General features: G+C 36.1%; 4 protein-coding genes. 1 reads left to right on the forward strand and 3 read right to left on the reverse strand.

The window, feature by feature from the left end:
• Positions 1-56 precede the first annotated feature (56 nt).
• Complete coding sequence (locus LDO51_RS01365; protein WP_225576087.1) at positions 57-6,437, reverse strand: TcdA/TcdB pore-forming domain-containing protein; 6,381 nt, start codon at positions 6,435-6,437, stop codon at positions 57-59.
• A gap of 296 nt (positions 6,438-6,733) precedes the next feature.
• Between LDO51_RS01365 and LDO51_RS01370 the strand changes: the two genes are divergently transcribed.
• The gene (locus LDO51_RS01370; RefSeq protein WP_225576088.1) at positions 6,734-7,360 is read left to right on the forward strand and encodes a hypothetical protein; all 627 of its coding nucleotides are present in this window, start codon (positions 6,734-6,736) and stop codon (positions 7,358-7,360) included.
• A 130-nt stretch (positions 7,361-7,490) separates the two neighbouring features.
• Here the strand turns inward: LDO51_RS01370 and LDO51_RS01375 are convergent, their stop codons facing one another.
• Both LDO51_RS01375 and LDO51_RS01380 read right to left on the reverse strand, forming a co-directional pair.
• Positions 7,491-8,876 carry an SLC13 family permease gene (locus LDO51_RS01375; RefSeq protein ID WP_225576089.1) on the reverse strand — a complete coding sequence of 462 codons (1,386 nt, stop codon included), beginning with the start codon at positions 8,874-8,876 and terminating at the stop codon, positions 7,491-7,493.
• 369 nt (positions 8,877-9,245) lie between these two features.
• A complete protein-coding gene (locus tag LDO51_RS01380) occupies positions 9,246-16,082 on the reverse strand; it encodes a TcdA/TcdB pore-forming domain-containing protein (RefSeq protein WP_225576090.1) in 6,837 nt (2,278 codons plus the stop codon).
• Positions 16,083-16,161 lie beyond the last annotated feature (79 nt).

The raw sequence follows: 16,161 nt of genomic DNA on the forward strand, positions 1-16,161 counted from the left end.
CGTTAAAAAAAGCCCCCTTCATTGGGGGCTTTTCATTTTATTCTCATCCAGCATGATTAGCTTAGAAAATGCTGAACTGCATTGACTGGTAATATTTTTGATGTGTGCTGATTCAATAGCCCGTTTGCGCCTTGAAAAGGACTGAGATCATTAGTTGGCGTTAATTGGCTACAACTATCAGCTAAAGAATCCAAATTATCATTACACTCTGATTTATCTTCAAAATAACGCGATAGATACATTGCACCATGGGCTGTATTAAGGACATTCGCAAGGTCACTTGTATTTATAGTTCTGTCATCAAAATGAATTATTAAGTGCCGATTCTCTGAATCATTTGAGCCATAAATATTATGTAACACCAATGATGTTTGATTAATGGAGTCAGTAATAATTAGATCACTATTACGTCGATTAACAAAAATCGAATTATTCTCAACTTTTATCGGGAGCATCAGATAATCAACGGCCTTATCTTGTGATTGATTATCAATAATAATTGCCTGATGATGCTGCCAATCCTCCATACTCAAGTGATAGGTATCTTTCCCTTCCCCACCGCTCAAGATCAACGTCTGAACATCTTTTAATTGCGTTGGTGCAAGAATGTCACCATGATTAGTCCCTTTTATTACTAATGATGAGCCGAATTGACTTTGATTAGATAATGGATAAAAAATAATTTGTCCTTCAAGAGTGAGTATCATTAACCCATCCCCCATTTTCTGCACATTTTTTATCGCTATCGTCGGATATAAATCAACTGGGTTAGGTAAAGACTCCGGCAATTGTAAAACAGCATTATCAGTGAATATTTCAGCCAATTGGGTACTAGAGATGGCTTTTTGCTGATACAGTTTTTTAGTCTGTACATCAAATATAATTCCACTCTCTGCATGTTGATCAAACCCTAAAAACTGTAATGTATTCTCAGATGATGATGATTTGTTAATAATGATTTGGCCTTTAAAATACCAAGCGGGTAAAATTTGCTCTTCTTCTTTACCTTTTAGACCCAATAATGTGATTGCATTCGGCTCATTAATAAAATCATTTAAGATATTCCAATCAACTGGTTTATTTTCAGCCCCTAATTTATTCAGCGCAACCACCTCAGCACTGCCATTAACATTAAGTTGCTTTACTACACCATTTTTATGTAAAACCAATAAGTTACCTTGCCAATTAAAAACTGTTTCTATTTCACTAAAACTTAGTCGCTTAGCCGTTGGATTATGAAGATCAATAACCTCTTGCCCTGGCCCCTCTTGGCGGAAAATAACATCATCCTCTTTGCTGTAAAAGAAAAAAACCTCGCCTCCATTATCGTCAAATAGGCTACCAACCAATGTTAGATCGGTTGGTGGCTCCCAATTCCAAGTATCCGTTAGTGGATCAAAACATTTAAAACGAGTGCCTACAATTTTTAACAATGTCGGTGTTGTTTTACTTACCGTGAATAAACCTTCAATTTCGAGTAATTCATGTCTATTCATAAAACCAACATAAGTATTTCCAATCACTTCTTCGAATGGAATTCTATTCGCAAGCTGCCTATCCATATACGCTAATTCATTCGGATTACTCGAAAACCAATGTAGTGTCTGAGATAGATGTGAAACTTGCTCTTGGTCATAATTATAAGGTCTTTCTAAGTTAGGCTTAATTAATACGCCATCATCAGTGCGTAACCAATAAACGTGCATGATACCTAGATGATCTGTATTTTTAATCATCACCATTTTGGCTAATTTAGGTAATGGAGACAAAGGGGATTCATCAATATTTTCTTGGCTAGATTCAATGGTATTCGAATGGGTCAAATAGCTGTGTTTTAAAATTTGATCACGTCTTTGAGGAGGAATAACCGCATTTGTTTTATTCAATATAGACATTAAAACTGCATCATTAGAAATACAGTAAAGCTCTAATTGATTATCCACTATACGGTAGGTAAGATTTACTTTACTTCCTCTATATATCTTTGTTATTTCGACACAGACTATATTATTAGTTATTCCCATTTTCTCAATTTTTGCATCATGACCTAAAAGATCTATAAAATCAAAATGCATTTTTAGAGAGCCTGAATGAATATCAGCTACCCATGCAATATTTTCTTTTTCAGAATAAAAATAAACATCATCACCACTAATACAAACCAATATCGCAGATTGATTTTCTTTATTTATAGAGTTGCTATAAAACATACGCTTATCTGCAATACTATAGAAAGCACGACCAATATCTACACCATGATGTTGATAATGATTAACAACCACATACTGCTTATGTAACTCACCTTTTTGAGCTAACTCATCAAGAAAAGACTCAATTGAGCGCTCTTTTAAATTCCAGTGTATTCCATTCAGGCTAATCACTTCTGCCACTTTATCTTTAAAGTTAATTTCTGTGATCTCTTGCTGGCTATTAACCAGACGAATTACATTAAGTTTAGCTGAATCATCAACATAGATAGTCATGCTACCGACTTCTATATGATCATCCATAATTTTAATCGCCATATTTTGGTCACTATCAATAAAGCTGGTATCAATAACCCAGGTAGATTGATGATTTAAAAATGGTGACTGCTTTAATTTTAAATAACTTCCATGATTGACAGAAATTTGATATTCACCACCATACCCAATAAAATCGTACTCTATATAACCATGCCAAGAATCTGGTAATGTAGGAATAATTAAATGCTTATTTACAGAATCCAGCTTGATATTAATCGGTGTAAAAACATATTCAAAGTTTAACTCTGAAATAACATATTCCAAGCCACAATAAAAATAATCGAAATAAAATTGATAGTTTTCCTCCATCTCTCTAAGAATAGAGTAACCACTATCTCCTCGGGATGTTCCACCAAATAGAGAGCTGTATTTATAATTAATATACGATTTAGGAATAGCAGGCAGCACAATGGTATTAGACTGTGTACTATCAAAGCTGACCTTATTTGAAAAAATGCCAACAGCTTCCCTCACATTAATAGCGTTACGTTTATTAATCTCCGCGCGTGGTGACGATTGAAAATCACTTAAAGCACTATGTCCTATGCTCCATGATCTTTTTTCACCACGGTAAATATATTGGCTCCCTAAAGTGAATGTTCGCTCTAAAAAATCGATATCCTCTATGACAATACCATTTGTTGGTATCAATAGTTTTTTTTCAGCATGATAGGATATAGCTGCATTTTGATAGATTTCTTTATAATGTGTAAAAATAGCACCAACTTCTGCCGCTTCACCAGCATGACGCTCATTAATTCTTACTAATTCCGCGACCCCTATGCCAAGACCGGTTAAAGGAACAGCTAGAGGCATTGCAACACCCGCAACAGTTTCAGCACCTAACATAGATGCTCCATATCCCACAATACTGGTGGTAAGTACAGAGGAATCAAAGGCTAATCGAGTTCCAATAACTGCACTTTGCTGCTCATTCTCTACATTTGCGAGCTCATAAATATCAAAACCAACCATCGCACCTTGAAAAATAGCGCCAACACCTTCATTTGCTGTGCGTAAAAGGGAAGATGAAAAACTATTCATCTCTGTTGTTACAACCGCCGCTCCATCCTTCCAAAGTGTACTTGCCAATTGAGTAACTCTTGATATGTCATTTAGTGCTCCATGAGCCATCATGGCATAGCTCACATAAGCATGAATTTTCAAGGCTGCATCTAGATTGGAAGAACGTTCTGAGGTTACTGATTGGCGATTACGATTTGCAGACCATTCAATCAATGCCTTAATACCAATGGCGGAATTAAGCCCGTCAACATGTTCAGCATTAATCGTACCTTCTGACATATCCTCGTGTTGTAGCTCTAAGTCATTAAACGTGTAGTGCTGGCTAAAATTCGCTATGGACTCATTAAAATATTGTTTGAATTCAAAAAATGTAGCGTCCTCCGTTTCAATCCAACGAGGCGCCTCTTCATCGCCTCGATGGATAAACTGAACCCGATATTGCCCACTATCAAGTTTATCTGTACTAGCAAACACTGGAATCCAACCTTCGTCTAACTGATTTAATTTGCTAATTTTATTGATTGACGATTCAAGGCGAGCTCCCCATTGTTCAGCATTTAAAATACAAAGGGAGGTTTTGATTTGTCTGTCTTCCATTAAGGTGTTTTGTTTCTCTAAAAAAACTTTCATGACTTGGTGACTCTGAGTAACCTCAGATAGGTCCGTAGAAGAAACGAGATCTCCTACATTTAATCCCGAGCCAACACCAACACTTGCCATTTTCTCAACATCAATAGCAATAAGCTCAAATATAGGCTTTGATTTATCAATTAACGCATCATATTTATAAGCCATTTTCTTCTTATTCATAAAATGGTTTAAAGCAGAGAATAATTTTTTATGATCATCAAAGGTATAAATTCCAAAGTTAGGGTCATAAAAATAATAGTAAACCTTGCCACTGTTACTTAATTTTCCTATTAACATTGAGTGGGTTTGAGTATTTAAGGCATACATTTTCATTGCCTCACCTTCAGTGAGTGCCTTTTCTATCCCAGTTAAGTCAAGTAAAGCAACGGAAGTGGATGCTTCGACAGCTTGTATATTTGAATGTAAATTTTGCAATGATAATCTTAATAAAACAGAATTTTTTTCTTTTGGTGAGGCTGCCGCAAGGAACATTTTATTCAGTAATTCATCAGCACCTTTATTACCATCTAATGCTAGAGCCACTGACATAGCCCGAACTAAAGGGTAACAACGTCCACCTGAATCATCTTCCATTAAAGGTAAATAAAAATCTTGAGGGGCTACTCGTTGCTGAATACTTCCACTTTTTTGGAAAAATGCATCCATCTGAGATGTAAGATCTAAAATATTTTTTATATAATCGGATTTTTCTTTTATTTTAATATATTGAGACAGTGCGCCTCTTTCCTTTAATTTCAATCCACCATTAATATAAAATCTTTGCATCTCCAATAAAGACATTTCATGATCAAACCCGGTGATATTTATATCTTTATAATTATCAACCCCATAATTAAACTCAGCACTCCCCTTCCATATATCATTATTTAATATTATATCAAATTGATTCCTTAGTCTTAAATCATAAGAACTCACCCCTGCTTTAATATTATTTTCTTCCATTTGAATAACTGCCTTCTCTCCATGATGATTTTTAATTTGTAACCATAACCAACTTCGCTCTACTGATAATAACTCAGAGAATATAGGGTCATAGTTTTGTTTGTAGTATTCACGTAAGTTTTTATTCATATTAATAATTTCATTCAGCTCATCTTTTTTTATCCTATTTTCATATGAGATACCAACTTCACTTGAAGTTAATTCATTTATCTTATCAATTTCCATCCTAGCATTATCTATTCTTTCATTAATATGAATTCTTTCATCATTGATTTTTTGTTTTATTTTATTATTTAAATTTACCCATGAATCAATAGCAGGATGCTCTGATGAAAAATCGCCACCCAAGTAAATTTCATCTTTAATATTAGATGTATCAATATTGAAATCCTTTCCAAGATCGATTACTTTTTTGTGTATTTTACTACGATAACTATTGAACCTTTCTAAACTTAAGTGAGAAAATTCATTATTAGGGTATAAATGACTAATTATTTCTCCTTGTTCACGTAAGTGTGGAATAGGAGCAACATCAAGAATTTTATATTCCTGGCGTTGTAATATTAATTCCCATTGCCCCTCTTTATATCGCATATAAACTAAAGCTAAACCTTCCGCTGTTCCAGGGACTTGATAGTCTTGAAAATCAAATGCCATCACCACATTATCATAGAGTATTGAACTGTTAACGCGCCCATCATGATAGACCCTGTATGTACTATCATCATGTTTTGTCACAACAATTGAGCACCCACTTAACCCACCAGTAAATAGAAAGCTATCTTCTGCTGCTTGTATTGGAATATCTACATATGCAGGCATGCGATTTGACTGATTCGCTCCGTTATAACCTAAAAAATACGCATTGACTGTTAGCTCGGGATTAAGGGTTGCAGAACCTTGCGCCAACTCAATAGCATATATATTCGGCGCTATTTTTGTAAATTGAGCAAGACCATTAGAAGGCAATTTCCCTATTTTCATTATACTATCTCCACTAATAGCGAAAGATTGAGAAAATAATATGGAATTCTCTTTAAATTGTGCAATGTTAGGACTTGCTGAATTCAGTAAAGCGGGCGTCTTCCACCATAAAGGCGACTTTAAAGTACTATCAAATAATATTTGATTAATTATTCTAGGAGACGAACTTAACGTTTTATAATCCAATTGAATATGCTTATCTTGTATATTATCCTTTAATAAAATAACTCGTTTTTCAGAGTAAAACTCCCGGTCAACATTAAAAAGATTAATATATAAAAACTGAGAGCGGAATAAATCCATATTCATACCTATAATTCCTTTTTTAAAATATCACTTCAATCCATAAAACCCCAAAATAAAAGAACACGCAAATTATTACACTTAATATTTTATTTCATAATAAAACTTATCATTCACTTTAACTTTAAGACGAACTATATACAGTAAAAGCAAGGTTATTCATTTTAATGTCTGAGCATAATTAATGAGCTCTTATTAAAATTTTTAATAGTTCTCTCTTATTTTTTGTTAACTTCAGAATGGAAAATTAGCGTTATAGTCATTCTCGTTAAGGACATTTAATAGCAAGGAACTTATAACAGATGACTCACACAATAATGCTAACTAGACCCTTTCAGCTCAGTTGGAATATTCGTTCAACAGCAGCTATTGAGCATAATTTTTTCTTGAGTAATGAAAACCATGGTCAGCGGAGTTTGACCATCCAAATCGCCAAGATGATATGGGCGAGAATCACCCAAAGGGAGGGATATTCGCCAAAACAACGAGTCATCAAGCTAGCTAATTCACATACATCTAGCCAATCCTCATCATTCTCACCTTTTCAATTAGCAAAGCTAGCCTTGTTTGCTAATCGCTTCAATCACCAAAATACCCCTTTTATCACTTCTTCGAAACAACACAAATTCAATCCATCAAACACCATTTCCCCCTCCCTTCATGACGGTATTTTGAATGCGGATCGTTATACGAAAATCGAGACTTTTCATCAACAAGCACACCATCTTGTGACAGACAAGGACGTCACGACTTTTGGTAATATCCGCCCTCTTGAAAGCCATCAAATATTATGCAAAGTATGCACTCTTTGTCCGCAGGATATAATTGATATTAAAGGATTTACTCAAACCAGAAATCCCTCACTACGAGGTAATAGTGAGATTTCAGTATTCAGAACAGGAGCCTTTCTGCTAGGAAAAAACCAATAGGTGCTTGTCACTTCAACAGCATCAGAAATAAAAACGGCCTCATTCTCTGAGGCCGTACTATTTCTTATGTTGCTATTTTTGTATTGAGCTTTAGTAGCAACTTCTCTTTTGATTCATATTCTGAGTGCTATTACAGCCAGAAGAACCAAGCAAACAGAGAAATTACAATGATACATGCCACGTTTAATACAGCACCTACGCGTACCATTTCAATTTGTCGAATATAACCGGAACCAAATACAATCGCATTCGGTGGTGTTGCGACAGGTAACATAAAGGCACAAGATGCACCGATACCGATGATCATGGTTAGCGCCATGACTGGCATACCTAATGCTTCCGCAACTGTTGCAAAGATTGGAACCAACAGTGCCGCACTAGCTGTATTACTGGTAAATTCCGTCAGGATGATAATAAAAGTCGTCACTGCTAGAATGATCACAAACCAATGGCTTTCACCAAATGTCATTTGCATCCAGTCTGCCATGATTTTACTTGCACCAGATGAGCTCAAAATCGCGCTGAGTGTCAAGCCACCACCAAACAGCATTAATACGCCCCACTCAGTATTTTTTTGGATTTGTGACCAACTCGCCACGCCCGTAATACCGATTAATACTGCCGCACTCAATGCGATGATGGTATCTAAATCTTTCACACCACCTAAAGCTTCGCTGATAAATGTACTGGTGATCCAACAAATAACCGCTAAAAAGAAAATGCTCATTGCGGTAATGCGTTTACCATTCCATTCAACTTTTTCTAATTCAATGTCAAAACGGTGTTTTAAGTTCGGACGCAGCATCATGTACATCAAAACAAACATCATTGGCAGTAAAACTACCATGATTGGAATACCGTATTTCATCCATGATAGGAAATCTAAGCCAAGCGCAGAAGCGGCAATCGCATTCGGCGGGCTACCTACAATCGTTCCTAAGCCACCAATGCTGGCACTATAAGCCACGCCCAATAACACGAATACAAACGTATTGCGCTCATGGCGAACATCAAGGTTAGAAAGAATACCTAAAACCAGCGGTAACATCATTGCGGCTGTTGCCGTGTTACTGATCCACATGGATAACCCAGCGGTTACCCCAAACAATAGAATTACTGCGACAGATAAACGTCCACGAGCAGCCATCAACAGGCGGTTAGCTATTAGGCGGTCAAGGCCTTGAATATGCAGTGCCGTCGCGAGAGCAAATCCACCAAAGAACAAGAAGATAATTGGGTTCGCGAAAGCTTTTAACGCATCCCCTGTCCCCATTAATCCCAGCCCAACTGCCAGTAATGGGATACATAATGCCGTAATAGTGACGTGAATTGCCTCTGTTAACCAAAGTACGCCCACAAAAACCATTAAAGCCAGTCCCGCGTTTGCTTTTGGATCAAAAGGCAAAAATTTTAACAGTAAAAGTAAAACTACAATATCAACCGCTAGGATAATCCAACCACGCTTATTTGAAGGGGTTGGAGAAGCGGATGGTGTCAAAGATTCGGAAGCATCCATGTTAACTCCATAGCTCGGAAGCAATTTAAGTTTTCGAGTAAATTTTGTTAATCGTTTTTTAAGAGGAGTAAAATATAGAGTTAATTGAATGGGATGAAAATGTAGAGAACCTAAAATTGAGATCTATGCCCCGCAATTTACTCACTTTATGGTGAAAATCGTAAAAATCTCACTGGTAATTCACAAAAATGGCAATTAATTACTTAAGACAACACATAGGTAAGCATAACTAACTACTACTTTTCTCTATAAATTATCCTCAACCGAAATATATAACAATTTGATAGTTCAGATAAATAATTCTATCACCATTTTGTGAGCTGCAAGCCAGCTAACGATGTAATTCAGTCTGGCTTACATTTTTATGAATTACCCTTGGGGTGAGTGACTAAACAAACTATTATGCAATGTCATACTCGGTAACCAATGCGTATCCATTCGAGCCATTCCTAATGAATCTTTCTGCTCAAAACCTGCCGTTTGTTCCGACAACAACGAAAAATAAACATCGCTTTCAATACGCTGATAATTCTTAAGGTCAATATGCGTTTCTGCCAGATTAATCGTTAAATTCAGTGAGTGGCGCTGAATAAATTGTTCCAATGACACATCTTTTGTTTGGTTGATAAAACGTAACTGCAAATGTTGATGAGCCTGTTTTTGATCGCCAAAAACTTGCCTTAACACTAGCGTGGTATTTTGGCTCATATCGGTGATAAATAAATCGTCATTATGCTGGCTCACCACCAACTCTTCACTCTCCGAGATAGGTAAAATTAACGTATCTAACTGAAAATCAAGCGCATGATTATCGATAATAATGGAGTGGTAATACGCCCATGCTTCTTTTGAAATCCTGTAGGTATCCTGCCCATCCCCGGCACTCAACACGATGTTTTTCACATTCTGAATGATTGCAGGTGATAACCTGTCATTTTTCTTACTACCACGAATAATCAATGAAGAACCGATATGAGCGCTTTGTGATTGGTATTCATTCGCTAAAATATCGACATACAGAATTTCACCGCTTTCAGCAAACATTAACAGACCATTGCTGACAATTTTCACATTATCAAACCGTAAACTCGGGTAAACATCGACAATTTTTGGTAACTGAGCGCCGCTAATCAAGTTATGTCCTTGTCCAAATGCAGAAGATAACTGACTCTCCATCGCAAATGGCTGGCGATACAATTTCTTAGCAATGGGATCAAAAATCAATCCAGCTGAATTATCTGCACTTAATCCTAGAAATTGGATATTATTTTCTAATGATAATTCATGAGCAATAATCACGTTTCCATTCAAATACCACGCAGGAATAGCTTGCTGGGAATTTTCTTTATTTAGCCCAATCAATGTGATTGTTTTACAGCAATAATAACCGCCCAATTTTTCCCACCAGTTTACCTGCTCTTTAAACCAAATCTCATTTAATGCAACGGGATGATATTTCCCGCTGGCATCGACTTGGCAAACGACACCATCCGAATCAGACATAAATAAATTACCTTGCCAAAATACAACATTTTGTAAGTTATGAGGGGTATTTAAAAACCATGCCGTCGGTTTAATCACGTTTAATATGTCCTGCCCCGCGCCTTCTTGGCGATACAGTTCTTTATTTTTACGGCTATAAAAAAAGAAAATTTCCGTTCCTTTATCATCAAATAGACTTCCCATTAATGCCAAATCTGGCGGAATAGCCCAATGGCTTTGGTGTAATCGGATATTGGTCGGCTCTTCACCATAACCAAGAGAGGGGGATAGATTGGGTTTAACGAGAAGGTTATCCTCCGTTCTTAACCAATAACGATGCAAAGTTTGGTTACTATCAACCCCTGATATCGTCACGCACTGACCTAAATCAGCGTCAATCTGCACAGACTGCTTACCATTAGATTTATGAATGCTACTTAACATATAGTTTTGTAGGAATGCTTGAGGCGTTATCGCCGAAAACTGAGTTGGTGTTTGAGCTAATTGTTCTAATAAAATTGAATTTGTGTTTAAGCCAATTAACCTAATTTTATTTTGCTCAAATTGAAAATTAACAACTTCATTGGTATCAATATATTTACATGAAAAATAAATATGTCCATCACCTTTCCATAACTGTAATATTTCAAATGGACGATTATTTTGATTTTCTAATTGATATTCAGCATTCACCACGCCTGTTGCAATATCCACTTCCCATATTTGTTTTTGTTCTGGTAAGTAGAAATAAGCCGTATCATCCATCACTGTACTTAAAGTAGCGTACTGTTTATTAGCATCAAGAGTATCAATAAAAATATAGCGCTGATTGCTCACATCATAGAAAGCTCGCCCCACATCCTTACCATTGTATTGATGATTATCGATAGCAATATACTGCCGGTGAGTTTGGTGCTGCCTCGCATAGTGCTGTAAATGTTGTTCTAAACTTTTGGACTTTCCTTTCCAAATTTTTTCATCTTCGCTCAAAATAATTACCTGAGCTGATGAAAAATCAATTTCTTGCACTTCTTTATTTTTATCAATGACAATGATTTGGCCTTGCACACTGTCAATATCGACATCAATTTTAATATTACCAACCATCAGTTGATTATTTAGAATTTTAACTGTGCAATCTTCAAGCCCACTAGCATCTATAATCCATTTTGAATTTTGATTGTTTTTCACATCATCCGTTAGACTGATACAAACCCCATTATTTAGATTGAGCTTATACGTTCCACCGTAGCCTTTTATTTTATATTTTATTTTTCCATGCCATTCCTTTGCTAGCTGTGGAATAACTAACTCACGATTTTTTTCATCCAAAATAACATCGATGGAAGTATCTACATATTCATGGAAAATCTGTGTGATAGTATTTTCACTGGGGAAAATATAGAAATCATAATCAAAATTATCGCCTTGCTCTAGTCGGCGAATGACATCAAAACCATTATCATGACGCGATGTACATCCCGGCCATAAGTTGTAATTGTATTTAATATAGGACTTAGGAATAACAGGTAACATAACGGAATCGGCATGACTAAAATCTAATTCATGCATCGCTGACTGGTAGCCAATTCCCTGACGGATATTTATTGCTTGCCCTCGGTCTTTAACCATCGTTGGGAAGTTTCCTGCCCAAAATATATAGTTATGGCGACCTCCTCCCGAAGAGCGTGAGCTTGTTCGGTAAATATATTGGCTATCAAATTGAATTTGGTTATTTCTTAAGTTAAGCGAATTAAATACAGCGCCAAATTTGGGGAGCAGCAACTTTTTATCTGCCATAAAATCGTAGCCATTGCCGTTATAGGCGCTATCCAACGTAGAAAAATAGAGGCCGACGGCTTTTGCATCTTCGCCAATAATCGCAAAATTACGTGCCAGCCCCACGAAGCCAATACCTAACCCTGCGACCATCACACTCGCGCTCCCTAATGCAGCTGCTGCCGTGGCACTCCCCATTGCACTTAGCCCAATCCCACCAACGCCAGTCACAAAACTCGCTGAATCAAAAGTAAGTTGAGTTCCAAATATAATGCGCTCGGGATCATTGTCTGCATTTGTGAGTTCGTAAATATCAAATCCCACGAGTACACCACTAAAAATGGTTGCTAACCCTTCATTTGCTGTTTTTGCCATTGATGAAAAGAAGCAATTCATCTCCGTTGTACTGATTTCACTTTCCGTTTTTAATCCGAGCTTGATGATTTTATTTATTTTCGTCATATCATTGACGGTGCTATATGCCATCATCGAATAATTCACGTAGGTATGAATTTTTAGCGCCAAAAATAAATTGGGCGAATTTTTACTCTCTGAGACGTCATTGCGATTTCTATTTTCCACCCACTGAATAATAGATTGAATCGCAATCCCTGCATTCAAACCATCAACGGAAATAGAATTCACTTCATTGAGCTGTGCTTTCATTTCATTTTCTTCAAATCGATAATACCGACTGAATATCCCCATTTGCTCGATTGAATATTGGTGAAACTCGATAAACGTTTTATCACTTGTTTCAACCCAACGAGTTAGATTGGTGTTATCAACATGGATAAATTTAATTCGATATATATTATTGTCTGCTTGCTCCACACTCGAAAATAGAGGGATCCATTTTCCATTAACGTGTTTTTCCGCAGTGAGTTTCATTGTTGCTTCACTGATTCTTTCTCCCCACTGCTGAGCATCCAGTATTGTCAGTGAGCTTTTTAATTTTGTGTCTTCAATAATTTTTTTTTGCTTAAAAATTAATTCTTCGACTTTTTTCCCTCTATCGCTTAAATCAGATAATTTTTCATCCGTACTTAAATCATTGACTGTTAAATGATGACCGATAGGGACCTTTGCCATATCATCTGTATTAATAAAAACCAATTCAAATGCCGGTTTATTATCAACTTCATAGGCTGAATAGTAATCAGACATTTTCTTTTCATTGAAAAATTTCTTTAAGCATGAAAAAAGCAACTTACTATTTTTAAATGAAAACAAACCAAAATTAGGATCATAAAAGTAATAAGTACCTTTCCCTTCAATCACTGTTTTACCTATCAGCATTGAGTGACTTTTGCTATTCACAGCAAACATTATGGTTTCAGGCTTAATATCCAGCAGGGTTTGGATTTTTTTCAGTCCCATAATGCCGTGGGAAAAAGAGGCTTCTACAGCTTCAACATTAGAGTGTAATTTTTTCAGAGAATCTTGTAATAATAGAGAATCTCGACTTTCTGGGTTGGCCGCTGCGATGTATAGCTTGTCAATGAGTTTATCTGCACCTAGATGCCCTTCTCGCGCTAAGCTCACTGACATCCCTCTTACCAGTGGGTAACAGCGCCCACCAGATTCATTTTTTACTAACGATAAATAAAAATCTTGTGGAATTAATCGATTTTCCTTACTACCAGATTCAGAAAATAACTCGCTGATTTTCCCTGTTTGCGTCAATACGTTAGTGATATATTCAGCATGTGCTGTTTCTTGAATAACACGATATAACGCACCTCGTTCTCTTGCCGTATACTCATTTGTGACGTACATTTTTTTCAGTTGCTGTGAAGGGACTGCGTCATTGACACCTTGCATACTGATGTCTTTGTATTTTTTTATTCCTTCATTAAATTCATTTTTAAATCGAATATTTCGCGTTAACTTATGCAGGTAAATTAAATTTTCATACCGTTCATTGATTGTTAAATAGTAAGCATATGGCGAGTTTATTTCTATATTCTGATCAAGCTCTTTAATTTTAACAACTGCATTCATGCCTTGCTTTGTTTTAATACGTTGCCATAACCAACTGTATTCCACTTCACGTAAATGATAAAAAATCTCGCCATATTGTTTATTTTGCATTGAGACAATCGTTTTGTTCATTTCAATGGCATTTTCTATTTTCTTTTTACGTGCTATATCCGTCACACCAATTAAACTTTCCTCTAGTAACTGGCGATTTTTTTTTAATTCTTGAGTTTGGGTATCTAATTTTTGTTTTACCTGACTGCCAATATCCAGCCACGTTTTTAATGATGAATCGTTTTCAAAGGGTTCGGTCAGTTGTTCTGATGATAGAGTTTCTTCATTTGGAATATCGTCAATTTTTATATTAACTTTTTTGGCCAACATTTTTAATTCACTATGAAGTTGCTCTCTCATATTTTCAAAATGCTGCTTTCTATTGGAAAGATTATAGTCCCCCGCCTTTTGGACTCTAACAATATTTTTCTCCGCACTAAGGGAGATTCGATTACGTTGGGGTTGAACAATCAATGTCCACTCATTGCCATTAAAATACATAAATGCGCTAGCTTTACTAATATTTTGCTCCGCGATCGTGTAATCCCGCGCGTCAACAGCCATCACAACATTATCATAAAGTAATGAGGCATCAGCGCGGTTATCGCGATAGACACGGTAGTTTTCGTGGTCTAATTCAGTCACCACAACAGACTCGCCACGTAATAACCCGGTAAATAAAAATTCTTTCTCCGGATGATTTTTAGGAATATCTACATATTCGACACGTTTGCTTTCTTTATTTCGCGCCTTTGAGTCTAAAAGATAGCAATCTATGGCGTAACGTGAGTCTTGACGATAACTGGCGTCTACATATTCAACTTGATAGCCTTTACCAAAATTTTTACTGAATAATATTTTTCCTTCCGTTGGTATTTGCAAAATAGAGTTAAGTATTTTGGTATTAATATTGTAGTCGCGAGCGAATTCAATTGGGTTCTGCTTAAATTTGTCAATGTCTGGACTAGGCTGATTGTCTGAATTCGTTCCACGGCCTGTAATTGAAATATCAAAATACGTTTCCTTAACAGACTGAGACAACAAAGCCGGCTGTTCCACATCGTAGCCTTGCACCCTTAATACTTTAGAAAGGCTTTGTTCTAATGGTTTATCTGAAATCAGTGATAATACAATCCCTTTAGATATCATTTCAGATCTTGATTCACCATGGCTACTGGATTGCCCTTCAAGAGTTTCTGAATAAGAAAAGCCTTTTTCAATTCGATACATTCCCATAGGAACGTGCTCAATCATCGCATCTTCGGGTAATAATGCTTTTAGTTGCTGGCTAATTTCTGTCGCACTTTGTAGATTCGCTTCAGAAAAATAAATCACCGCTTGATCCGTTATTCGACCTAATTTTTTAGGCCCCATAATTTTTGACTGCATCACTTTTCCATGAGGATCATTCTCATAGAGTTGCATCAATGCTTTGGCTAAATCGGAAAAATATTCTTTCTTCACATTGACTGTTAATCGAGACATTAACATTGAGCGGCTATTATATCGCTCACGATAATTCTTCGGTAATATTCGATATGCAGCACCATCTAACAATTCATCATCATTTAACGATGAAAAATTATTATCATTTTTCCCTTGAACTTTAACTTCAATATTTTTATGTTCTAAGAAATCTTTTTTAAAATCAGCTAAGAATTGTTTTTGCTCAATGATATTTAAACCTTCGATACCCGAAGGAATCGTGTGGCTATAATTAATATAGGTAATATCTGTAATTTTCTCTTCTAATGCCACTTTTCGATTCGAAAGTGATTCATTCCACGCACCATTTCGCTGATAATCTAATTTTATTTTAGCGGCGCATTTCATTAAGTCCGCATTTTTTTTCACATATGCATGCATTTGTTTTGCTGCGGTAAATAGCGACTCATGGCTATCCTTCCCCATAATAATATCCTTATTTAATATTCATGTTAATTATCCAAACAATCACTATTTGATTGCGGCTTTATTAGTAGCATAAAAA

This window comes from Providencia alcalifaciens, assembly GCF_020271745.1.
Lineage (GTDB): Bacteria > Pseudomonadota > Gammaproteobacteria > Enterobacterales > Enterobacteriaceae > Providencia > Providencia alcalifaciens_B.